This is a genomic window from Sulfitobacter sp. (assembly GCF_039977885.1).
GTDB lineage: Bacteria > Pseudomonadota > Alphaproteobacteria > Rhodobacterales > Rhodobacteraceae > Sulfitobacter.
Map to the genome: position 1 here is coordinate 12,331 of NZ_JBDWCI010000006.1, position 22,538 is coordinate 34,868.

Annotated in this window: 15 protein-coding genes and 1 riboswitch; of the genes, 14 read left to right on the top strand and 1 reads right to left on the bottom strand. The window is 57.1% G+C overall.

All coding sequences use genetic code 11. From position 1 onward, the window contains the following. Window positions 1-29: 29 nt before the first annotated feature. From ABJM03_RS02700 to ABJM03_RS02765, 14 genes are all read left to right on the top strand, one after another. The gene (locus ABJM03_RS02700) at window positions 30-1,751 is read left to right on the top strand and encodes an ABC transporter substrate-binding protein (RefSeq protein ID WP_348415347.1); all 1,722 of its coding nucleotides are present in this window, start codon (window positions 30-32) and stop codon (window positions 1,749-1,751) included. 66 nt (window positions 1,752-1,817) lie between these two features. Beyond that, window positions 1,818-3,305, top strand: a complete 1,488-nt coding sequence (gene glpK / locus ABJM03_RS02705) for a glycerol kinase GlpK (RefSeq protein WP_348415348.1) — start codon at window positions 1,818-1,820, stop codon at window positions 3,303-3,305. A gap of 3 nt (window positions 3,306-3,308) precedes the next feature. Further along, complete coding sequence (locus ABJM03_RS02710; RefSeq protein WP_348415349.1) at window positions 3,309-4,475, top strand: iron-containing alcohol dehydrogenase; 1,167 nt, start codon at window positions 3,309-3,311, stop codon at window positions 4,473-4,475. Window positions 4,476-4,656: 181 nt separating this feature from the next. After that, window positions 4,657-4,765: riboswitch (guanidine-I (ykkC/yxkD leader) on the top strand. 72 nt (window positions 4,766-4,837) lie between these two features. Further along, window positions 4,838-5,908 (top strand): putative urea ABC transporter substrate-binding protein, encoded by a 1,071-nt coding sequence (locus tag ABJM03_RS02715; RefSeq protein ID WP_348415350.1) that lies wholly within the window; start codon window positions 4,838-4,840, stop codon window positions 5,906-5,908. Between the two features lie 15 nt (window positions 5,909-5,923). Next, complete coding sequence (locus ABJM03_RS02720; protein ID WP_348415351.1) at window positions 5,924-6,742, top strand: ABC transporter permease subunit; 819 nt, start codon at window positions 5,924-5,926, stop codon at window positions 6,740-6,742. Further along, on the top strand, window positions 6,739-7,569 hold the full coding sequence (locus ABJM03_RS02725) for an ABC transporter ATP-binding protein (protein ID WP_348415352.1): 831 nt from the start codon (window positions 6,739-6,741) through the stop codon (window positions 7,567-7,569). The genes ABJM03_RS02720 and ABJM03_RS02725 overlap by 4 nt, the downstream gene beginning before the upstream one ends. A 1-nt stretch (window position 7,570) precedes the next feature. Further along, window positions 7,571-8,386, top strand: a complete 816-nt coding sequence (locus ABJM03_RS02730; protein WP_348415353.1) for an urea amidolyase associated protein UAAP1 — start codon at window positions 7,571-7,573, stop codon at window positions 8,384-8,386. A 4-nt stretch (window positions 8,387-8,390) separates the two neighbouring features. After that, window positions 8,391-8,987, top strand: coding sequence for an urea amidolyase associated protein UAAP2 (locus tag ABJM03_RS02735; protein WP_348415354.1), 597 nt, complete (start codon window positions 8,391-8,393; stop codon window positions 8,985-8,987). A 3-nt stretch (window positions 8,988-8,990) separates the two neighbouring features. Further along, window positions 8,991-12,512, top strand: a complete 3,522-nt coding sequence (gene uca / locus ABJM03_RS02740; RefSeq protein ID WP_348415355.1) for an urea carboxylase — start codon at window positions 8,991-8,993, stop codon at window positions 12,510-12,512. 60 nt (window positions 12,513-12,572) lie between these two features. Continuing rightward, window positions 12,573-14,363: an allophanate hydrolase gene (gene atzF, locus ABJM03_RS02745; protein ID WP_348415356.1), complete on the top strand. Its 1,791-nt coding sequence runs from the start codon at window positions 12,573-12,575 to the stop codon at window positions 14,361-14,363. Between the two features lie 376 nt (window positions 14,364-14,739). Next, entirely contained in the window at window positions 14,740-15,303 is a 564-nt protein-coding gene (gene rfbC, locus ABJM03_RS02750) for a dTDP-4-dehydrorhamnose 3,5-epimerase (RefSeq protein ID WP_348415532.1), read from the top strand. 3 nt (window positions 15,304-15,306) lie between these two features. Then, window positions 15,307-16,347 (top strand): dTDP-glucose 4,6-dehydratase, encoded by a 1,041-nt coding sequence (rfbB, locus tag ABJM03_RS02755; RefSeq protein WP_348415357.1) that lies wholly within the window; start codon window positions 15,307-15,309, stop codon window positions 16,345-16,347. Between the two features lie 38 nt (window positions 16,348-16,385). After that, window positions 16,386-17,261 carry a glucose-1-phosphate thymidylyltransferase RfbA gene (rfbA, locus tag ABJM03_RS02760; RefSeq protein ID WP_348415358.1) on the top strand — a complete coding sequence of 292 codons (876 nt, stop codon included), beginning with the start codon at window positions 16,386-16,388 and terminating at the stop codon, window positions 17,259-17,261. 159 nt (window positions 17,262-17,420) lie between these two features. Continuing rightward, entirely contained in the window at window positions 17,421-18,482 is a 1,062-nt protein-coding gene (locus ABJM03_RS02765; RefSeq protein ID WP_348415359.1) for a DUF2793 domain-containing protein, read from the top strand. A 231-nt stretch (window positions 18,483-18,713) separates the two neighbouring features. Here ABJM03_RS02765 and ABJM03_RS02770 read toward each other — a convergent pair whose 3' ends face one another. Next, window positions 18,714-22,517 carry a glycosyltransferase gene (locus tag ABJM03_RS02770; RefSeq protein ID WP_348415360.1) on the bottom strand — a complete coding sequence of 1,268 codons (3,804 nt, stop codon included), beginning with the start codon at window positions 22,515-22,517 and terminating at the stop codon, window positions 18,714-18,716. Between the last annotated feature and the right edge of the window lie 21 nt (window positions 22,518-22,538).

A 22,538-nucleotide genomic window follows, 5' to 3' on the forward strand; every position in this document is an offset into this window, starting at 1 on the left:
TGAATGTTCTATTTTAGGGAGGAACTACAATGAACTTGCGACTTAAAGGAACCACTGCGTTAAGCGTTGCTGCTTGCATGCTTGCCGCACCTGCGTTCGCTGACATGGATGCCGCACGGGCATTTCTGGACAGCGAAATCGGAGACCTGTCCGCGCTCAGCCGCGCCGAGCAGGAAGCCGAGCTACAATTTTTTGTAGATGCGGCAGAGCCGTTTAAAGGCATGTCGATCAACGTAGTGTCGGAAACCATCGGGACCCATACTTACGAATCCACCGTTCTGGCACCTGCGTTTGAGGCGATTACGGGCATCAAGGTCACCCATGACCTGATCGGCGAAGGCGATGTTGTTGAAAAACTGCAAACACAGATGCAGTCGGGCGAGAACATCTATGACGCCTATATCAACGACTCCGACCTGATCGGCACGCACTGGCGCTATAAGCAGGCGCGCAACCTGTCGGATTGGATGACAGGCGAAGGTGCAAGCGTTACGAACCCGGGCCTTGATCTGGAAGATTTCATCGGTCTGGATTTCACAACCGGCCCTGATGGCAAAGTCTACCAATTGCCGGACCAACAGTTCGCCAACCTTTATTGGTTCCGTGCCGATTGGTTTGACGACGCGCAAAACAAGGCCGATTTCCAAGAGAAATACGGCTACGAGCTGGGCGTGCCGGTAAACTGGTCCGCCTATGAAGACATCGCAGAGTTCTTCACGGGCCGCGATCTGTCCCGCTTGGGTGTTGAGGGCGAAGTCTTTGGCAACATGGATTACGGCAAGAAAGACCCGTCATTGGGTTGGCGCTATACCGATGCGTGGCTGTCCATGGCTGGTGCGGGCGACAAAGGTGAGCCGAACGGCCTGCCCGTCGACGAATGGGGCATTCGCGTGAACGAAAAGTCCCAGCCGGTCGGCTCTTGTGTTGCGCGTGGTGGGGCCACGAACGGTCCGGCCGCTGTTTACGCGGTTACCAAATCCATCGAGTGGCTTGAGAAATATTCTCCTCCCGCTGCGGCTGGCATGACATTCTCTGAGGCGGGTCCGGTGCCTGCGCAAGGTAATGTTGCGCAACAGATGTTCTGGTACACGGCATTTACCGCTGCTTCGGTTGAGCCTGATCTGCCGGTGATGAACGAGGACGGCACGCCGAAATGGCGCATGGCCCCCTCGCCACACGGTGCATATTGGACCGAAGGCACCAAGATCGGCTATCAGGATGCCGGTGCGTGGACGCTGATGGAATCCACCCCTGTGGATCGCGCCCAAGCGGCGTGGCTTTATGCGCAGTTCGTCACATCCAAAACTGTGGACGTGAAGAAAAGCCATGTTGGCCTGACCTTCATCCGCGAATCCTCGATCCAGCACGAAAGCTTTACCGAGCGTGCGCCTAAATTGGGTGGTCTGGTTGAATTCTACCGCTCACCAGCGCGGGTTCAGTGGTCGCCAACCGGCACCAACGTCCCTGACTATCCAAAGCTGGCACAGCTGTGGTGGCAGAACATCGGCGATGCAATGTCCGGTGCAAAAACGCCTCAGGAGGCGCTGGATGCGCTGTGTGAAGATCAGGAAAAAGTCATGATCCGTCTGGAGCGTGCAGGCGTTCAAGGCGATCTTGGTCCGGTGATGAACGAGGAAAGCGATCCGTCCTACTGGCTCGACCAGCCGGGTTCGCCCAAGGCGAAGCTTGCCGATGAGAATGAAACGCCTGTCACGATCGCATATGACGAGCTGATCAAATCCTGGCAATAAGCCGGACGTCCGGGGCCAGATTGCTGGCCCCGGATTTACAACCGCCCCCATCTACAGAGGCCGAATATGACGTATATCCTCGCAATTGACCAAGGCACGACATCCACCCGTGCAATAGTGTTTGATCGCGCGTTTGCAGTTCTGGCCAGCGAACAGCAAGAATTCACACAACATTTCCCCAACTCGGGCTGGGTCGAACACGACCCCCGCGAGCTGTGGGAGACAACTGTTGCCACCTGCCGCGGCGCATTGGATCACGCGGGCATTACCGCCAGCCAGATCGCTGCCATTGGCATCACCAATCAACGCGAAACCACCGTGGTATGGGACAAAACGACCGGCGAGCCGATCTATAACGCGATCGTCTGGCAGGACAGGCGCACCGCCGAACTGTGCCACAAACTGCGCAATGCCGGCCATGAAGAGATGATCAACCAGCGCACAGGACTGCGGATTGATCCCTATTTCTCCAGCACCAAATTGAACTGGGTTCTGGATCACGTTGACGGCGCGCGTGACCGTGCGGCCAAGGGGGAATTGCTGTTTGGCACGGTCGACAGCTTCCTGATCTGGAAACTGACAGGCGGGGCTGTTCATGCCACGGATGCCACAAACGCCGCGCGCACGATGCTGTATGACATCCGGAAAGGCCGTTGGAGCCAGACCATCTGTGACCTGCTGGATATTCCTATAAAGATGCTTCCCGAGGTCAAAGACTGTGCCGCCGATTTCGGTGAAACACAGGCCGATCTGTTCGGCAGCCCCATCCCGATCCGCGGGGTTGCAGGGGACCAACAGGCCGCCACCGTGGGGCAGGCATGTTTTGAGCCGGGCATGATGAAATCAACCTATGGCACCGGCTGCTTTGCCTTGCTGAACACCGGCGACACGCCCGTTGTGTCGAAAAACCGGTTGCTGACAACCATCGCCTACCAGCTGGACGGCAAGCCGACCTATGCGCTCGAAGGGTCTATCTTTGTTGCGGGGGCGGTTGTGCAATGGCTGCGCGACGGGTTGGGGATCATCGGAGATGCCAGTGAAACACAGGCTTTGGCCGAACAGGCAGACCCAAATCAGAACGTGGTGATTGTGCCTGCCTTTGTCGGCTTGGGCGCGCCCTATTGGGATGCCGAATGTCGCGGGGCCACTTTTGGTCTGACGCGCGGCACCGGCCCTGCGGAAATGGCCAAGGCCGCTTTGGAAAGCGTGGGCTTTCAGACCCGCGATCTGATCGAGGCTATGGCTGCAGATTGGAAAGCCACCGGCGTACAGCCCAACCTGCGCGTTGATGGTGGCATGTCGGCCAGCGATTGGACGATGCAGTTTCTCTCGGACATCATCGGCGCAACTGTGGACCGTCCGGAAATCCACGAAACCACCGCGCTTGGGGTGGCGTGGCTGGCAGGTATGTATGTGGGCGTTTATCCCGATCAGGCGACTTTTGCGGCGCAATGGGCCCGCGAAACCGAATTCCTGCCCGACATGGACGAAAGCACCCGTGAAACCCGATATGCCTCCTGGAAGAAAGCGGTGCAGGCCACGATGAGCGTCTAGGCCGTGTTTTCATTTATCAGCCCTCAAAGCATCCACTTTGGTCGCGGGCAGCACCAGCAGGCCGCGACAATAGCCAAAGGTTTTGGTCACACGGCGCTATTGGTACATGGTGCCAACGCTGCGCGTGCGGATTGGTTGGTGCAGCGGTGCCACGACGCGGGGCTGACGCTTGAAACCATCGCCTGCCGGAGTGAACCGTCCTTGCCTGATATTGAGCAGGCATTGGCGGCGCTTGGGGGCTTTTGCCCTACTGTGGTGATTGCCTTGGGTGGTGGATCGGTGATGGATCTGGCCAAGGCGCTGGCGGCGCTTGTGCCGTGCAGTGGGCTGCCGCGCGACTATCTGGAAGTCGTAGGCAAGGGCCGCCCGCTGGATGCCGCGCCAATTCCCGTGATTGCCCTGCCCACCACCGCAGGCACCGGTGCGGAAGTCACCAAGAATGCGGTGATTTCAGTGCCCGATTGCGGGCTCAAGGTAAGCCTTCGCGACCCGCGAATGATCCCGCAGGTCGCCATCGTTGATGCGCAGCTTATGCAGGGTGCACCGCAACGTGTGACCCTTTCGGCGGGTCTGGATGCGGTGACGCAAGTGATCGAGCCCTATCTGTCGTGCAAATCAAACCCGATGACCGACGCCATCTGCCGTGCCGCCATCCCCGTGGGTATCAGCGTGCTGCGCGATGTGGTCGAGCAGGGCACAGACGCCGCATGGGACGCCATGGCATGGGTGAGCACCTGTGGCGGCTTGGCCTTGGCCAATGCCGGATTGGGCGCAGTCCACGGTTTCGCAGGGGTGATCGGCGGCAAAACCGGCGCGCCCCATGGCGAAATCTGCGGTGCTTTGCTGCCGGAGGTTCTGCAAAGCCACCTGCGCAAATCGCAAAAAGGCACCGACATCCATGAGCGGGTGCATTGGGTGCAGGGGCAGATCGATGCGCATTTTGCCAACGGTGCTATAGGGCAGGGGATCGCCGCACTCAAAGAGTGGTCCGCCGCTCAGGGCTTGCCCAGTCTTGCCGCTTTGGGTGTTTCGGCCGCTGACCATGATGGCATCGCCAGCGCCGCGGCTTCGTCGTCATCGATGAAGGGCAACCCGTTCACGCTCAGCCAGATGGAGCTTGTCGGGATCTTACAAGCGACCGCGAACTGGGGCGAACAGCCTCAGGCATAGGGCGGCGGGTATCGACAAATCCACTTCCTGCCTCGTTGAAATCTGTTTCTGATCCTATTTCGGGTTAATTTATTTGCATTTTACTGCAAAACGAGCCGATTTTATGGGCTAAACGGAATAATGTCCCGTTTTGATCGGCTCAGACTTGCTTCAAAAAAATTAATCTGGAAGCCTTAAGCCTGAGTATATTGGCTAGGGTTCCGGCGCATTTTGCGTGACTGGTCCGAGAGCCAAAGCTGCCGGGGGAGACATCCCCGCCAGAAGCACGGCGGGATAAAAGCCCGGGAGACCTCGCACAGCCAAGGGATTGGCCGCGAAGTCTTGTCGCCGGTCCCTTTTTTGAAAACAGAAAAGGAAGACCGATGAATTTTACACGTAGACTGACTCTGACCTCCCTCATTACTCTTGGCGCGCTTAGCTTTGCCCCGGCCTCATTTGCGCAAGAGCAGACTGACTTCAAAGTTGCGTGGTCAATTTATGTCGGTTGGATGCCTTGGGGCTATGCCGCTGACGCGGGTATCGTTGATAAATGGGCCGATAAATATGGCATTTCCATCGAGGTGACGCAGTTCAACGATTATGTTGAATCGCTCAACCAATATACTGCGGGCGGCTATGATGCGGTCACAGTGACCAATATGGATGCCCTGTCTATTCCTGCCGCCGGTGGTGTGGATACGACGGCAGTGATCGTGGGCGATTTCTCGGATGGGAATGACGCGGTTTTCCTCAAAGGTGAGGCCGAGCTGACCGATATTGAGGGGCGCGATGTGTATCTGGTGGAATATTCTGTTTCGCACTACCTGTTGGCGCGCGCGTTGGACAGCGTCGGCCTGTCCGAGCGTGATGTAAAGGTGATCAACACGGCTGATCCGGATATGGTTGGTGCGTTCCAAACCCCTGATGTTACGGCGATGGTCACATGGAACCCGATGGTTTCCGAAATTGCCGCATTGCCGGATGCGAAGAAGCTCTTTGATAGCTCGCAAATCTCGGGTGAGATCATCGACCTGATGGTGGCCAACACGGATGTGGTTAAGGCCAATCCCGATTTCGGCAAGGCGCTTGCCGGTATCTGGTATGAAACCGCTGCGTTGATGACGTCGGACACGGCCGAGGGTGCTGCTGCACGCGCTGCAATGGGTGCGGCTTCGGGCACTGATCAGGCCGGTTTTGAAGGTCAGATGGCCGCGACCAAGCTGTTTGCGGATCCAAGCGAAGCCGTTGCCTTTACCAGCTCTGATGATCTGGGTGCTACGATGGATCTGGTCCGCTCGTTCCTGTTTGACAAAGGTCTGCTGACCCCTGGTGCGACATCGCCAGACGCCATCGGGATCGAGCTGCCGGATGGTACGGTTTTGGGCGACGCGGCGAACACCAAATTCCGCTTTGACAACACCTATATGCAAATGGCCGCCGACGGCGCGCTGTAAGCAGAAAGCGGTCCCATGCGTCTGATCAACCAACAGCTGTCGCGCCGTACGGCGACTGTTTTGAAGTTCACGCCCTTCGTGCTGCTGATCCTTGCGTATCTGCTGGGGTCGGCGGCGCGGCTGGCCGACAACCCCAGCGATAAGCTTTTGCCGGCGCTTTCCAGCATCGCAGCTGCGGTTGATCTGATGGCATTTACCCCCGACCGGCGCACAGGGGATTACCTGTTGTGGACGGATACTGTGTCCAGCCTCAAACGGCTGGGCGCAGGTTTGGGCATCTCTACCGCGCTTGCGCTGATCATCGGGATCGGCATTGGCATTTTGCCGTTCCTGCGCGCGCTATTGGTGCCCTTTGTCAATTTCATCTCGATGGTGCCGCCATTGGCGCTGTTGCCCATCCTGTTCATTTCGATGGGTTTGGGGGAGACCTCCAAAATCGCGCTGATTGTGATCGGGGTGGCGCCGATTATGATCCGTGATCTTGCGCAAACTGTGCTGGCGCTGCCGCGTGAGCAGATCGTCAAAGCCGAGACCTTATCCGCTTCAAGCTGGCAGATCGCGCTGCGCATTGTGCTGCCCCAAGCCATGCCGCGGCTGTTGACCAGCCTGCGATTGCAACTGGGGCCAGCGTTTTTGTTCCTCATCGCGGCTGAGGCGATTTCGGCCAATAGCGGGCTGGGCTACCGCATCTTTCTGGTGCGCCGTTATCTGTCGATGGATGTTATCTTTCCCTATGTGGCGTGGATTACGTTTCTGGCGGCCAGCGCCGATTTCGCCATCGACCGTTTACGCCGCCGTATGTTCCCGTGGTCGGTTACGGAGGCCGAGGCATGACTGGGCTCAGGATCAAGAACCTGTGGAAAGAATACGGCGATCAGATCGTGCTGGAGAATCTTAGTTTTGAGGTCGCCCCGCGATCCTTCGTGGCGCTGGTTGGCCCGTCGGGCTGCGGCAAGACGACATTGCTGCGCTTGCTGTTGGGGCAGGAAAAGCTCACCCGCGGGTCGATCACTCTTGATGGCGCACCGCTGCCTTCCGAGCCGGGGCCGGACCGTGGTGTGGTCTATCAGCGGTACTCCGTCTTTCCGCATCTGACGGTTCTAGGAAATGTAATGCTGGGCCCCGAGCTGCAATCCTCGCGTGTTTGGGGCCGTCGCTTTGGCACCGAGCGCAAGCAGCTGGCCGAGGCTGCCCGCGAGATGATCCGTGAGGTAGGGCTGGCCGGATCAGAAGATAAATACCCCGCGCAATTGTCCGGCGGTATGCAACAGCGCCTTGCCCTTGCGCAGGCTTTGATGATGAAGCCCCGCGTGCTGTTGCTGGATGAGCCGTTCGGCGCGCTTGATCCAGGTATTCGTTCGGACATTCACCGGCTGATGAAGCGCCTGTGGAACGAGCTGCCGATGACGGTAATCATGGTCACCCATGATCTGCGCGAGGCGTTTACCCTTGGCACCCGTGTTGTCGCCTTGGGCCGCACCCGTGACCGCCCCGAAGAGGCCATGCGCTATGGTGCGTCAATCACCAAAGACATCGACATCTGGCCTCCCCGCAAGGCGGGGGGCGATACGATCTTTCAATCTGAATATGCGCTTGGTTGGGACGACCTGACCCCTCATGGCGAGACTTCGGGACGACCCGACACAAAAACGGAGACCTGATATGCACATTCACCGCACGCCGGAAGAGATTGCCGCCGACAAGCAGCGCTATGAGGAACATCAACGTATCGGGCTGGAGTTTTCGCCGACGACCTTCCCGACGGCCAGCCCGCGACCGGCACCTGCGCCGGCGGCGGATAGTGTCCTTATGACGCGCAGCTTGCCGGGGGGATGGTATACGACATTGCACATCGCCAAGGGTGAAGTCCTGCGCCTTGCACCGCAGGGCGCGGCCTCTGCTGTGGCATTGGCCGTGTGGTCGGCGCAAGACACCGCCGAGCGCATGAACCTGCCGGACACGGTCAAGCTGCAATGGACGACCGAGCTCAAGAAAGGCCGCGTTGTGTTCTCGGACATGGGGCGTGTGATGCTGTCGATTGTCGAGGACAGCTCGGGCGCGCATGATGTGCTGACGGGGGGATCGACCCCGGCCACTATCGCGCAATACGATAACCCGCGCCTGCGCAATACGCGCGAAAACATGGTGCTGGCTGCGGCCAAGCTGGGTCTGGGCAAAAGCGATCTGATGCCGCTGTTCAACCTCTTTGCTCCCGTGCGTGTCGACGCCGAGGGTAAATTCGAATGGCGCGGCGGGATGATCGGTGACGGTGAATGGATTGAGCTACGCGCCGAGATGGATCTGATGATTGCGCTGTCAAATTGCCCACATCCGATGGACCCCAAAGCTGGCGAAGTGCCAGCGCCGGTCGAGCTTACCAAGCTGAAAGCGGCGCCTGTCCTTGCGGATGATCTGTGCCGCACGGCCACCGCCGAGGCCCAGCGTGGTTTCGAGAATAACGCAAAGGCAGAGGGGTAAGATCATGGAAAAGACATTCGAAATCGCAGCTGAAAAACCATGGTCCGGCATCGTCAAAAAGGGTCAAACGATCCGCATTGAGGATACATTCGGCCAGCAGGCCATTGATACGATTTTCTACAGTGCGCAGGATTACTCCGAGCGGTATTCCAATCAGGAAACGCTCCGCACCCAAGGCAGCGCCTATATCACGACGGGCAGCAAAATTATGTCCGGCGAAGGTAACGTGATGCTGACCGTTCTGGCGGATACAGCCGGGCGGCACGATACATCTGCGGGGTGCTGTTCATGCGAAAGCAACACAGTGCGCTTTGGCCATGATACGCTCTACCAACACGCCTGCCGCGAGAATTTTATTCTCGAGCTGAGCCGCCACGGCATGACCAAGCGCGACATTGTTGCCAACATCAATTTCTTCATGAACGTACCAATCAGCGCGAATGGCGCGATGACGGTAGATGACGGGATTTCTTCTCCCGGCGATCATATTGAAATGCGCGCCGAGATGGATGTGCTATGCGTGATCTCCAACTGCCCGCAGATCAATAACCCCTGTAACGGCTTCGATCCGACGCCCATACGTGTTGTGGTTAAAGGGTAAGTTATGTTCACTAAAGTTCTTGTGGCCAACCGCGGCGAAATCGCGGTTCGGGTCGTCAAAACGCTGCGCAAAATGGGCATCGCCTCGGTTGCGGTCTGGTCTGATGCGGATCAATTCTCGCCCGCAGTACAATTGGCAGATGAAAACGTGCGGCTTGGTCCTGCTCCGGCTGCGCAAAGCTATCTGGATGTAGATGCCGTCATTGCCGCCTGCATTGAAACAGGCGCGCAGGCGGTGCATCCGGGGTATGGATTTTTGTCTGAAAACGTGGGCTTTGCCACGCGCCTTGCCGAGGCTGGCATCGTCTTTATCGGGCCCGACCTCGCGCATTTGCGTGATTTCGGCATGAAACACACGGCCCGTGCCTTGGCGATGGAGGCCGGCGTGCCATTGCTACCCGGCTCGGAGTTGTTGGAAGCGATTGACGAGGCCGTGCTTGAGGCCGCGCGCGTAGGCTATCCCGTGATGCTCAAAAGCACAGCAGGCGGCGGCGGCATCGGGATGCAGCTTTGTGCGGATGAAACCGCCTTGCGCGATGCGTTCGAGAGCGTGGGGCGCACGGCGACGGCCAGCTTTGGCGATGCGCGTGTCTTCATCGAGCGTTTCGTGGCCGAGGCGCGCCATGTCGAGGTGCAGGTATTCGGCGACGGGGCAGGGCATGTGCTGGCTTTGGGCGAGCGGGACTGCTCCTTGCAACGGCGCAACCAGAAAGTGGTCGAGGAAACACCGGCGCCGCGATTGCCGGACGCCGTGCGGTCAGCGCTGCATAAGGCCGCGACAGAGCTTTGTGCGTCGGTTTCTTATGCCTCTGCGGGTACAGTTGAATTTATCTATGATCCCCAGCGTGAGGAATTCTACTTCCTCGAGGTCAACACCCGGCTTCAGGTGGAACACCCTGTAACCGAAGCCGTCTTTGATATTGATCTGGTTGAATGGATGGTCCGTCAGGCTGCGGGGGAGCGATTTCTTCCTGATACCGCGCCCACACCCAAGGGCGCCGCGATCGAGGTCCGGCTTTATGCTGAAGTCCCGCACGCGGGCTTTCGCCCCTCCTCGGGGCAGCTCACCCATGTAAGCTTTCCCGATACCGCGCGCATCGACACATGGGTTGAAACAGGCACCGAGGTCAGCCCGTTTTATGACCCCATGCTGGCCAAGATCATCGTCACCGGTGCCGACCGCGATGATGCACTGGCAACCCTGCGCAGCGCCTTGACAGACACAGCCGTCACAGGGATCGAGACCAATCTCGATTATCTACGCGCCATTGCCGCCTCTGATATTCTGGCCTCGGGGTTGGTGACGACGACCGCGCTCAATAGCTTTTCCTATGCGGTCAATAGCATCGAAGTCATAGCACCCGGTGCGCAATCTAGCTTGCAGGAATTGCCGGGCCGTGTGGGGTTGTGGCATGTGGGTGTGCCGCCTTCGGGACCGATGGATGCGGTATCCTTCCGCAACGCGAACCGCTTGCTGGGCAACCACCCTGACACTGCAGCGCTTGAGCTGACAATGATGGGGCCAACGCTGCGTTTCCTGAGTGCTGCGCGCATTGCGGTGACAGGCGCGCAAATGGCGATGCATCTGGACAATGAGCCCGTAGAAGGCCCTGTGATCGACATCCCCGAAGGGGCGACCCTGCGTATCGGTGCGATTAACGGCGCGGGGCAGCGGTGCTATCTGGCCGTTGCTGGCGGTTTTGATGCGGCAGAGGTTCTTGGCTCGCGCGCCTGTTTCGGGCTGGGCCATTTCGGGGGCCACGCCATGGGCACGCTCCAGACGGGGGATGTACTGCACATCGCGGATACGGCGTGTAGCGCGCCCGAACCGTTAGAGCCTGTGACCCTGACCAACGCTTGGGAGGTTTCGGTTCTTTATGGCCCGCATGGAGCACCTGATTTCTTTCTCGACAGCGATATCGAGACATTCTTTGCCACTGATTATGAGGTGCATTTCAACTCTGACCGCACCGGTGTGCGTCTGATCGGGCCTGCGCCTGAATGGGCCCGCAGCGATGGCGGCGAGGCGGGGCTGCACCCCTCTAACCTGCATGACAATGCCTATGCGGTGGGCGCGATTGATTTCACCGGTGATATGCCGATCATTCTGGGGCCGGATGGTCCCAGCCTTGGCGGTTTTGTCAGCCCTGCGGTCATCGCCTCAGAGGACCAATGGAAAATGGGCCAGTTCCGGCCCGGTGATACCATCCGGTTCAAACCGATCGAGCGTGCGGGCGACCCTGTGGCGACACCGGCCATAGCCGGTGCCGGATCGGCGGTATTGGGGCGGCAGGACGATGGCATTGTGCCTGTCGTGTATCGCCGCCAAGGCGACGACAACCTGTTGGTTGAATACGGCGAAATGACGCTGGATATCGAGCTGCGCCTGCGCGTGCATTTGTTAATGCAAGCAGTCCAGGAGGCCAAACTACCGGTGATCGAGCTGACGCCGGGCATCAGATCGTTGCAAATCCATTATGACAGCGCCAAGCTGCCGCGGGCCAAGCTGTTGGAGGTTCTGCAACAGATCGAAGCGACCCTGCCGCCTGCCGAAGAGATCACCGTGCCCTCGCGGATTGTGCATTTGCCGCTCTCATGGGGGGACGATCAGGCAGAGCTGGCGATGCGCAAATATCAAGAGCTGGTGCGCCCTGACGCGCCGTGGTGCCCCTCAAACATCGAGTTCATCCGCCGCATCAACGGGTTAGAGAGCGAGGAAGCGGTCAAGGCGCTTGTCTATGATGCCAGCTATCTGGTGCTGGGTCTGGGCGATGTTTATCTGGGCGCGCCTGTGGCCACGCCGATTGATCCGCGCCACCGCTTGGTGACAACCAAATATAATCCGGCCCGCACCTGGACCCCCGAGAATGCTGTGGGCATCGGCGGGGCCTATATGTGCATCTACGGGATGGAAGGGCCGGGGGGGTATCAGCTGGTTGGGCGCACGATCCAGGTCTGGAACACATGGCGGCGCACGCAGGCCTTTGACAAACAGCCATGGCTGTTGAACTTCTTTGACCAGATCCGCTTTTTCCCTGTTTCGCACGAGGAGCTGACCGAAGCGCGCGAGGCGTTCCCCCATGGTCAATACCCCATCAAAATCGAAGAGACGACCTTTCGCTGGGCGGATCACAAGGCTGCCTTTGCCCGCGAGGCCGAGGATATCACCCGCTTCAAAACAACCCAGCAAAATGCCTTTGAGGCAGAGCGGCAGCGGTGGAAAGACCAAGGGCTTGATAGTTTCAAGCCCGATCACGGCACTGCCGCAATGGGCGAGCAAACAGATATTCCCGAAGGCTGTTGCGCGATCGAAAGCCCTGTGCCCGGCAGCCTGTGGAAGGTCACTGTAGCCGTCGGAGATACTGTGGCCGAGGGTCAGACCATTGCCATTGTGGAATCCATGAAGATGGAAATGGCTGTGCAGGCCCCCGCCGCAGGACAGATCACCGAAATCGTCGCAAGCCCGGGGCAGGCGCTGCATCTGGGGCAACGCGTGGCGTTAATGGAGACAGAGCCGGTTGGGTAATCCCAGCCGCTCCCCCACCAACCTATGCGACCCTAAAACAAAGAAATTCGGAGAATTCCCATGCTTGATACACTCCCCTTTACCCTGACCGCCTTGCGCGAAGCCTATGCTGCGGGCACGCGCCCCGCCGATGTTATCCGGCAGATATTCAAACGCCTTGAAGCGGTGAATGATCCGGGCATCTTCATCCATCTGTGCGACCGCGAGAGCCTGATCGCGCAGGCCGATGCGCTTGGCGAATACAATCCTGATATGCCGCTTTGGGGCATCCCCTTTGCCGCCAAGGATAACATCGACGTGGCCGGTATCGAGACAACCGCCGCCTGTCCTGCCTATGCCTATACGCCGCAAGAGGATGCGTTTGTCATCGCGAACCTGCGCGCTGCGGGCGCGTTGATGATTGGCAAAACCAACCTTGATCAATTCGCCACCGGCCTTGTGGGTGTGCGCACACCTTACGGCGCGCCGCTCAATTCGGTTGATCCCGAAATTGTGCCGGGCGGATCATCGGGCGGCTCAGGTGTGATTGTCGGCCACGGTATCGTGACGTTCTCATTGGGCACAGATACGGCGGGGTCGGGCAGGGTGCCTGCGGCGCTCAACAATATTGTCGGGCTAAAACCCACCTTGGGGGCCTTATCGGCCAGCGGCGTGGTGCCTGCCTGCCGTTCGATTGAAACCGTATCCATCTTTGCGCTGACAGTGGATGACGCCTATGCCGCATTTGCGGTGGCGCGCGGGTTTGATGCGGCGGATGCCTATTCTCGCCCGTTGCCGCATGAATCGCTGGGCACCCCTGCCCAAGGGCTCCGCATTGGGGTGCCCGATGCCGCCACAATCGAGTTCTTCGGTGACACGGTTCAACAGGCGGCCTTCGACCGCGATGTTGTCTTGCTCAAGGCGGCGGGGGCAACGATTGAATATGTCGATTTCGAGCCGCTCTATGCCATTGCGCGTATGTTGTATGAAGGCGCATGGGTGGCCGAGCGCTATACCGTGATCGACGATCTGCTAAAGACCAATCCTGACGCGATCCACCCCGTCACGCGGAAAATTATCACCCACGCCGAAAGCATGTCAGCCGCTGATGCCTTCAGGGGCATGTATCGCCTCGCCGAGCTACGCCGCGCGGCCGAGCCGATGCTAGAGGCGCTTGACCTGCTTTGTGTACCGACGATCCCGACCTTCTATTCCGTGGCCGATCTAGAGGCAGACCCCGTCACGCCGAATTCCAACAACGGCACCTACACCAATTTCGTGAACCTGCTGGACATGTGCGGCATTGCCGTGCCGACGGCGCCACGCAGTGATGGCAGACCGGGCAGCGTGACCCTGCTGGCCGGAAAAGGCCAAGATGCGCTAGCCGCCTCGGTCGCACGCGGATTCGAAGCAGATTGCACACGTATGATGGGTGCCACATCCCATCCGATCCCTGCGCCCGCCCCCTTGGCCGCATCCCGATCCGACCGGATCGAGCTTGCCGTCTGCGGTGCCCATATGTCCGGCCTGCCGCTGAACGCACAGCTGACCGATCTGGGCGCTACCTTTGTGCGCAAGGCAATGACAGCCGCGGAATATAAATTCTACGCATTGGCAGGGGGGCCTCCCGCACGTCCCGGATTGGTCCGCTCTGACGCCCCGGACGCCGGTGCCATTGCTGTTGAAATATGGTCGCTGCCGAAATCGGGCTTTGGCAGCTTCATGGCAGGCATCCCCGCACCTTTGGGCATTGGTACATTGACCCTTTCGGACGGTGCGCAGGTCAAAGGCTTTATCTGCGAAAACAGTGGGACAAAAGGCGCGACGGATATCACCGCCCTCGGCGATTGGCGCAAATATCTGGCCCAATGAGCAAACCCCCTTTGGGGCGTGATCTGTATAAAGAACAGATGATACGGGGCGCCTAATTGGCGCTCCGTTAATCTGGCGAGGGCTGCTGTGCATAGAAAGCAGTGATTCAAACGCTACCGTTTACCACCTGTGCTCATAGGCTCTATGGCTCTTTTCCAGTAACGCTTTATTTCGGTGGTGCGCCTATCCCGCGGTTCGAGGAGAGATGAATGCGGGTTTTAGGCGATATGCACGATAACATTCTTTACGATCGGTGGACCGCAAAAGGCCAAAGCCGGCCAAGATCAAGTCTAAGGGTTTAGGTCGTTTAGTTATTTGGTTATAGGAGGGTTGGAGTGGGCTTTTCGTGCCCTGATTGTGAAAAGGTGCTTTCATGCTGGATGTGACCCAGACCAAATTACCCGGTGTACTCTTGCTGGAGCCGCGCCGTTTTGCCGACAATCGCGGCCATTTTTCTGAGACATGGAACCGCAAGCGGATGGCGGAGCAGGGGCTTGAATATGACTTTGTTCAGGATAACCAGTCGCTGAGCATGACTACAGGGACTGTGCGCGGGTTGCATTTTCAGACCCCACCCCACGCACAAACCAAACTGGTGCGCTGTACGCGCGGGGCGCTTTATGATGTGGCCGTTGATGTCCGTCGCGGCAGCCCGACCTACGGCCAATGGGTCGGTTATGAGTTGAGCGCCGCGAACGGGTTACAGTTGTTGATCCCCGCAGGGTTTCTGCATGGCTTTGCAACCCTCAAGGACGAGACCGAGATTTGCTATAAATGCGATGATTATTACGCCCCCGAATGCGAAGGCAGCATCCGTTTCGATGATCCCGACCTTGCGATTGATTGGGGTTTGGGCACTGTAGATCCTGTTCTGTCTGACAAAGACCTGGATGCGGGATCGCTGAAAAATTTTGACACTCCATTTATCTACGAAGGCTGATTTATGAAAATTCTTGTCACAGGTGGCGCGGGCTTTATCGGCTCGGCAGTTGTTCGGTTGGCGGTTGCGCGGGGTCATGAGATCGTCAATCTGGATGCGCTGACCTATGCGGCCTGTCTGGAGAATGTCGCCGATGCGGCCAAGTCGCCAAATTATACATTTGTAAAGGCCGACATCCGGGACCGTGCCGCGCTGGACGATGCGTTTGCGACCCATAAACCGGATGCGGTGATGCACCTTGCGGCAGAAAGCCATGTCGATCGCTCGATCGACGGACCGGGCGATTTCATCGAAACCAACATCACCGGGACCTACAACATGCTGGAGGCTGCGCGCAGCTATTGGCAGGCCCAAGGGCGCCCCGATACGTTCCGTTTTCACCATATCTCGACCGATGAGGTGTTCGGATCGCTTGGGGCAGAGGGTCAGTTCACGGAGACAACGCCCTATGATCCGCGCAGCCCTTATTCCGCGTCAAAAGCATCCAGCGATCATTTGGTGCGCGCATGGGCCGAGACATACGGCCTACCGGTTGTTCTGACCAACTGCTCGAATAACTATGGTCCCTACCATTTCCCTGAAAAGCTGGTGCCGGTGGTTATCCTGAACGCTTTGGCGGGCAAGCCGCTGCCGATTTATGGCAAAGGAGATAACATCCGCGATTGGCTTTATGTGGAAGACCACGCTGACGCGCTGTTGTTGGTGTTGGATAAAGGGGAGCTGAACCGGAGCTATAATATCGGGGGCGAAAACGAGCGGACCAATCTGGAGCTGGTAAAAACCATCTGCGGCATTCTTGACCGCTTGCGTCCAGCGTCGGCACCTTATGCGGATCAGATCGAATTTGTAACCGATCGCCCGGGCCATGACGCGCGCTATGCCATCGACCCGACCCGCATCAGCCAAGAGCTGGGTTGGCACCCTTCCGTGACCGTGGAAGAGGGTCTGGAAAAAACCGTGCAATGGTATCTGGACAATGAAGACTGGTGGCGTGCCTTGCAAAACCGCGACGGTATCGGCGAACGCTTGGGCACCAAGGCCTAATTGGCTTAAAAGATATTTTATAAAGGATTCAGTTAGTTATGGCTCAGCGTAAAGGTATTATTCTGGCTGGTGGATCAGGCACACGCCTGTATCCCGTCACCATCGGTGTCTCTAAACAGCTGCTACCGATTTATGACAAGCCGATGGTCTATTACCCTATTTCGGTTTTGATGCTGGCCGGAATTCGTGAAATTGCCGTCATCACCACGCCAGAGGATCAGGCCCAATTCCAGCGTACCCTTGGCGACGGCAGCCAGTGGGGCATAAGCCTGACCTATATTGTACAACCAAGCCCCGATGGGCTGGCGCAGGCATATCTGCTTGCTGAAGATTTTCTGGACGGGGCGCCCTCGGCGATGGTGCTGGGAGATAATATTTTCTTTGGTCACGACCTGCCAAAACTGCTGAGCGCGGCGGATCAAAACGAAAAGGGCGGCACCGTATTCGGCTACCGTGTGGCCGATCCCGAGCGCTATGGCGTGGTGGATTTCGATAAGGATGGCAATGTCCGTTCGATCATTGAAAAACCCGAAGTGCCGCCTTCAAACTATGCGGTGACGGGATTGTATTTCCTTGATGGAAGCGCCCCAGAGCGGGCGCGCAGTGTCAAACCGTCTGACCGCGGCGAACTGGAAATCACAAGCTTGCTCGAAAGCTATCTGGAAGATGGTGAATTGAGCGTGCAGCAAATGGGCCGTGGCTTTGCCTGGCTGGACACCGGCACACACGGTAGCTTGCTTGATGCGGGTAACTTTGTGCGCACGCTGGAGCGTCGGCAAGGCATGCAAACAGGCAGCCCCGATGAAATCGCCTTTGCCAGTGGCTGGATCACGGCCGACGCGCTGAAAGAGCGCGCCGAGAAGTTCCGTAAAAACGATTATGGCGATTATTTGCAGGCTCTTCTCAAGGGATAAGGTAGAGCCTACATATAGCCTAATTCCTCGATCTTTCGACCTTCCCGAAACGCCATGCATGTTGCGTGTTTCGGGAAGGGAGCGCACGCATCCTTCACCGGGCTGAAAACAAAGCGGCCATACGTTCTGGCGCAATCACCGTTGCAAAGGAATGCCTTGATGTCTGACCGCTCTCTTCTTTTGGATTTGCCCTATATTCTGCCCTCTCAGGCGCAAAAACATGTGACCCATAATGAAGCCCTGCGCGGGTTGGATGCGTTGGTGCAGCTTAGCGTCGGGACGCGCAGCCTGTCCGCCCCACCCGCAACGCCTGTTCCCGCGGCCCGCTATATTGTTGCGGCTCCGGCCGAGGGGGAATGGTTGGGGCAGGAAGACACGATTGCCTGCTATGAAGAAAGTGGCGGATGGTCGTTTTACACACCGCAAGCAGGTTGGCAGGCCTATGTACTGGACGAAGACATACAGACCGTCTGGGATGGCACACAATGGCGGTTTCCGGGGCAGGCCGATGTAGACGATCTAAACGCCCAGACCCTTGGCCTGAATACCGGTGCGGATGCGGTCAATCGCCTGAGTGTGTCAGCGGATGCCACCCTGCTCACCCATTCGGGAGGCGATCATCGCCTGAAGGTGAACAAAGCAGCAGATACAGGCACGGCCAGTTTGTTGTTTCAATCGGGCTTTACAGGCCATGCGGAAATGGGCCTGACCGGTGGCACCGACTTTGCACTGCGCGTCAGCCCCGATGGCAGCAGTTTCAATGATGCCCTAAGCGTTGATGCCGCGACAGGCACCCTGAGTGCGCCAGCAGGCATCGGGTTCGGCTCTACCTCGCTGAGCCATTACGAAGAAGGCACATGGACCCCGCGCCTAACCTTTGGGGATGACGATACAGGCGTCACATATGATCAGCAGTTGGGCCTGTATACCCGCATCGGCAATCTGGTCATGCTTCAATGCGCCATTGACCTTTCCGATCAAGGCGCAGCAACGGGCATCGCCGAGATTCAGGACCTGCCTTTCGAAGCCAATCCGCTATATTTTCCGGGCGAAGTGTTTTTTGTCGGCGGGGTTTCGGGAATGACCATCCCCAAATGCAGAACCCGTCCGGGGCAGAAAATTCAGCTCTTCAACGGGGGGCCCAATGGTATATCCAGTTTGACCGACGGGAATTTTAGCAACGCCTCTATTCTCCGCGTTACCCTATCGCATACGATCTAGCTTTATAAAAATAGCGCTAGCTCGTCACGATTTGCAGTGTGCGGAATAGATCAGCCGAGATTCTATCCCCTTGCATGGCAGGCTAGCGCTTAAAATATGCGGCACAATCTGTTACGTGCCGACATCTGTCATGCCCCGCCAAGGCGTTTGCAGGGTCTTTGGTATGCAACGCGCAAGCGACAGTTACCACAGCGTGGGTAACCGTGGATTCTCGAGCGGCAAGTGGTAATTTTAATCCTCGTCGAACTGATGCATCGCCACTTGAAAGGTCTCGTTATAAGTCTCTACGAGAGCATTTATATCGTATTTTAACGCTTGCTGTGTTGCACGGGCAGAGAACCTAGCTCGTGTCTCCGGATCGAGCATCTTGATCATTGCAGCAGTCAGATCGTTCGTAAACGTCCGCGTATTGCGGTGGTTTTCAAGCAAAATACCGGCAGGTTTTTTATTTTCACCTGTCATCATCGACCGTACCTCGCCAATGTCTGTGGCGATGGCTGGGATGTGTTCTTGAAGGGCTTGAATCATGCACAACGGATAGCTTTCACCCTCGAACCGCGAGGGAAGAATCAGGCAGTCGGATAGGCGCAAAATCCCGTTTATTGTCGATTGGTAACCTAGAAAATGTATCCCTGACAGCCCTTTAGCCGAGGCCTCGGCATTGTCCGCCTCTTTACCGCTACCGACCATCAATAGGTGAACATCGGTGAATCCATGCTCTTCTCGCAGAGCCCGAAACGCCTCCACGGCAGCACGCCAGCCTTTGCGTTTGATGCCTCGTGCAATCAACGTAAAAACAGTATCGGTTGGGGCAATGCCAAGGTCTTCGCGGGTGAAGGAGGGAGGGCGATTGTCGCGTGGCATCGCATTGTGTAGCTTGATGAAGCGATCACGATCTACATCTTTGTTCTCAAAAAATTCAAGATTGCGATCGGCGGTATAGATCCAGCGATTGACGTTTTTGAGGATCCAGTCGGTGACCGATTTCGGAGCATCTTCGAGCCCTACATAGGAGCCATGCAAGGTCACGACATAGGGACGTTCAATTGGTTGGTCTCCGAGTGAGTATAAAAATGCATCCGCCCCGGCGACGTGTGTGTTCAAAACGGTAACACCTGTGGCATCAAGGAACTGCGCGCGGCCCCGCGCGGTCATGTTGCTGGCATGATAAACCGCTACTCGTTGGCTAAGGCGCGCGCGCATGTCAGCGTTGATGGATCGCATGTCGATCGACATCATCGACACGGTATGGCCAGCATCCACAAAGGCATTGGCTAGATTGATCGGAAACAGTTCTCCACCCCCTGGATGGAACCCTAAAAATCCGAATTGGATGTGCTGTTTTTCCTGCGAGAGCGTTAGGAGCTCCGACACGTTAAAAAGCTCGTCGAAGTCGCCCAGCGTTTCGCTGAGGTTGAAATGATTGTACTGAGCGCGGACTTTTTCAAGAAATTTCAGGCGGGTTTGCTCTGCTATCCCCCAATGCTCGCAGAGCAGGCGTAAGATCCGTATATTTTCTTCATAGTAATAGAGGTTGTGAAAGTTCTGGCCTGACGTGTTTGAATCGTGCTGGCGGAAATAGGCCACTGCCTCGGGCTCAAATGTGGCTTGTCCAGCCCCCAGAATGTGTAAGTATAAAAACCAGTCACCACAAATTTTGAAACTGCGCGCTTCGGTCCATATTTCTTCGGGCAGATCAATGTTGCGAAATAGGCCGCCGCCCACATTGGCGTAGACGTTATTGACGCCCCAAGCACCATTGAACCATTCGGCCGCCGGACGAGTTAACGTGTCGGCCCAAATGCCGGGCTCGGCTCCTTCGCGGTACCCGTCCAGACCGAGCATGAAATTACCGTCAACATCCGAGAATTGAATACGTGAAAATGCGATATTAACAGATTCGTCCATGAATGATGGTACAAGTTTTTCCAGAAAATCCGGTTCGCAGAAGTCATCGGATTCGCAAATCCAAATCAAACTGCCTGTAGCCAGCGACAAGCCTTTGCGCCATTGCGCAAAGACGTTGCCCGAATTGACCTCGTTGAACGCTAATTGCGCCTCGATCCCCAAATCCGCGAGGGTTTTGCGGATAACTTTTTGGCTGTCGTCGGAAGATTTGTCGTCAAGGATGATTAGTTCGACATTGTCATAGGTCTGGTCCGCGATCGACTTGATCCGTTGGGGGAGGTATTTGGCATGATTGTAATTCGGTAATATGATCGAGACCTTCGGCCGAAAGTCCTTGCTGCGTAAGTCGACGTAGGATTGGGTTTCGCGCTGCTCTTTGAAACCGTTTCGGCAGTAATGCAAAAACGGGATCGCCTGAGAGGTCTGAATATCGATGTATCGATCACGGTAATATCGTGTCGAGAAGTCCGGCCGTGGATCGTAGTTCTTTTTCCAACCCAGCATTAAGTAATGCGCTCGTGGGTCGATCCCTTGCTCGGCAACTTCCGTGTAGGTTTTTAGGTAGAAATCTTCGTCAAACCGCTCTGATATGTCTTTGATATCTTCTGGTGGGCAGCTATCCCAATCAATGTCCGAAAGCTCTGGCAACGCTTCAGGATCGGATAACACAGGGCAGCCGGCACGCCCCTCAGCGCGGCCGTGCAGAACCCAATGGATAAAGGGGTTCGATGCCGAACTAGCGATATCCTCATTTTTGGAAAGATAAAAGTTAGTCTGAAAATTCGCGCTAGGGTTGCGCCCCTCGCGCCAGCCGTCGATCAGGAAGTGGAGGAATGGGTCGACATCGGCATCCCTCACATCATCGTAGGTTTCCAGGTAATAGGCTTTGTCAAAGAACGCCCTGAGCTTGAGGTAGGTTGCCTCCTGAGTGCCGAGGGTTTTTGCCAGAAAATCGCGGGCTGAAGCGTAGCGGTCTGTTGGCAGGCCGCTACGCTTCTCAACGTTCCCGTGAAGAGTAAAATGAACAAAGGGGTTTGCGCCCGAAGATGCAATATCGGGGTATTCACTTAGGTAGTGCGCTGTGCTGAAGTCCGGACTCGGGTCACGCCCTTCGCGCCAACCTTGTTCCATATAATGTTCAAACGGGTCGACAGCGGCAGCGGCGACATCGGGGTTTGTCTCAAGATAGAACTCTTCGGAAAATGCAGAGCGTAGTTGCTTGAGGTCGCCAGCACTGAGCCCGTCAGTGGAGGAGGATGGACGGATTTGCTGGCCTTCGTGACGACCAAATTGAAGCCAGTGAACCAAAGGGTTCGTTTGTTCTGTGACCAATTCAGGATTGTGGGTGAGGTAGTACGCGACATCGAAGTCGGCGCTTGGATTGCGCCCTTCGCGCCAACCTACAGTCAGAAAATGGTTCAAAGGCTCACCCCCTGAGGCGGCGACATCTTCATTCTGGGCCAGGTAGTAATCAGCACTGAAATGAGCATTGAGTTCAGCAAGGCTGGCCGCGTCGAGATTTAACTCTTTGGTAGCGTAGTCTTCGCCTGTGACGTGGCTGGGACCAGACGGATGGCAGCGCCGGCCTTCGCCGCGGCCATGTAAGATGAAGTGGGTGAACGGATTGATCTTCGCGGCCGCGATATCTTCGTTGGCCACGAGGTAATATCGTGTCGAAAACTCTGGACTAGGATCGCGGTTCTCCTGCCAGCCATACATCATAAAATGAGTGAATGGATCCAGGCCCGCCTCGGCAACATCAGGATTGGCGGCGAGGTAGAAATCAGCATCAAAGGCTGCACGGATCGGTGCCATTTCAGGCAGCGTCAAATCCATTCCTTCATCGGGTGAGTGGGGGGCATTTGCGCGACCGGACAGCCCTGTAGCCCGGCCTTCCTCAATCCAGTGGACGAAAGGATTTGTACCTTCTAGATCATGAGACTGCGCGTAATCCGTGGTCGAAAAATCGGCATTGGGGTCGCGACCCTCTTTCCAGCCCTGAAACATATAGTGTTGGAACGGGTCAACACCCGCCTCGGCGACATCCGGGTTGGCATCTAGATAAAACGGTTTATCGAAAGCGGCCTCCAAATCCTCGGTCAGTGAGGAGGGCCAATACGGCGTCAAAGACCGTTTGCTTGTCGGAGA

Excerpts from the sequence above, each read along its gene's own strand:
- ABJM03_RS02725 (WP_348415352.1), top strand. The coding sequence starts at position 6,739 with ATGACTGGGCTCAGGATCAAGAACCTGTGGAAAGAATACGGCGATCAG.
- ABJM03_RS02715 (WP_348415350.1), top strand. The coding sequence starts at position 4,838 with ATGAATTTTACACGTAGACTGACTCTGACCTCCCTCATTACTCTTGGC.
- glpK (WP_348415348.1), top strand. The coding sequence starts at position 1,818 with ATGACGTATATCCTCGCAATTGACCAAGGCACGACATCCACCCGTGCA.
- ABJM03_RS02730 (WP_348415353.1), top strand. The coding sequence starts at position 7,571 with ATGCACATTCACCGCACGCCGGAAGAGATTGCCGCCGACAAGCAGCGC.
- uca (WP_348415355.1), top strand. The coding sequence starts at position 8,991 with ATGTTCACTAAAGTTCTTGTGGCCAACCGCGGCGAAATCGCGGTTCGG.
- ABJM03_RS02720 (WP_348415351.1), top strand. The coding sequence starts at position 5,924 with ATGCGTCTGATCAACCAACAGCTGTCGCGCCGTACGGCGACTGTTTTG.
- ABJM03_RS02700 (WP_348415347.1), top strand. The coding sequence starts at position 30 with ATGAACTTGCGACTTAAAGGAACCACTGCGTTAAGCGTTGCTGCTTGC.
- ABJM03_RS02765 (WP_348415359.1), top strand. The coding sequence starts at position 17,421 with ATGTCTGACCGCTCTCTTCTTTTGGATTTGCCCTATATTCTGCCCTCT.
- atzF (WP_348415356.1), top strand. The coding sequence starts at position 12,573 with ATGCTTGATACACTCCCCTTTACCCTGACCGCCTTGCGCGAAGCCTAT.
- ABJM03_RS02735 (WP_348415354.1), top strand. The coding sequence starts at position 8,391 with ATGGAAAAGACATTCGAAATCGCAGCTGAAAAACCATGGTCCGGCATC.
- rfbB (WP_348415357.1), top strand. The coding sequence starts at position 15,307 with ATGAAAATTCTTGTCACAGGTGGCGCGGGCTTTATCGGCTCGGCAGTT.
- rfbA (WP_348415358.1), top strand. The coding sequence starts at position 16,386 with ATGGCTCAGCGTAAAGGTATTATTCTGGCTGGTGGATCAGGCACACGC.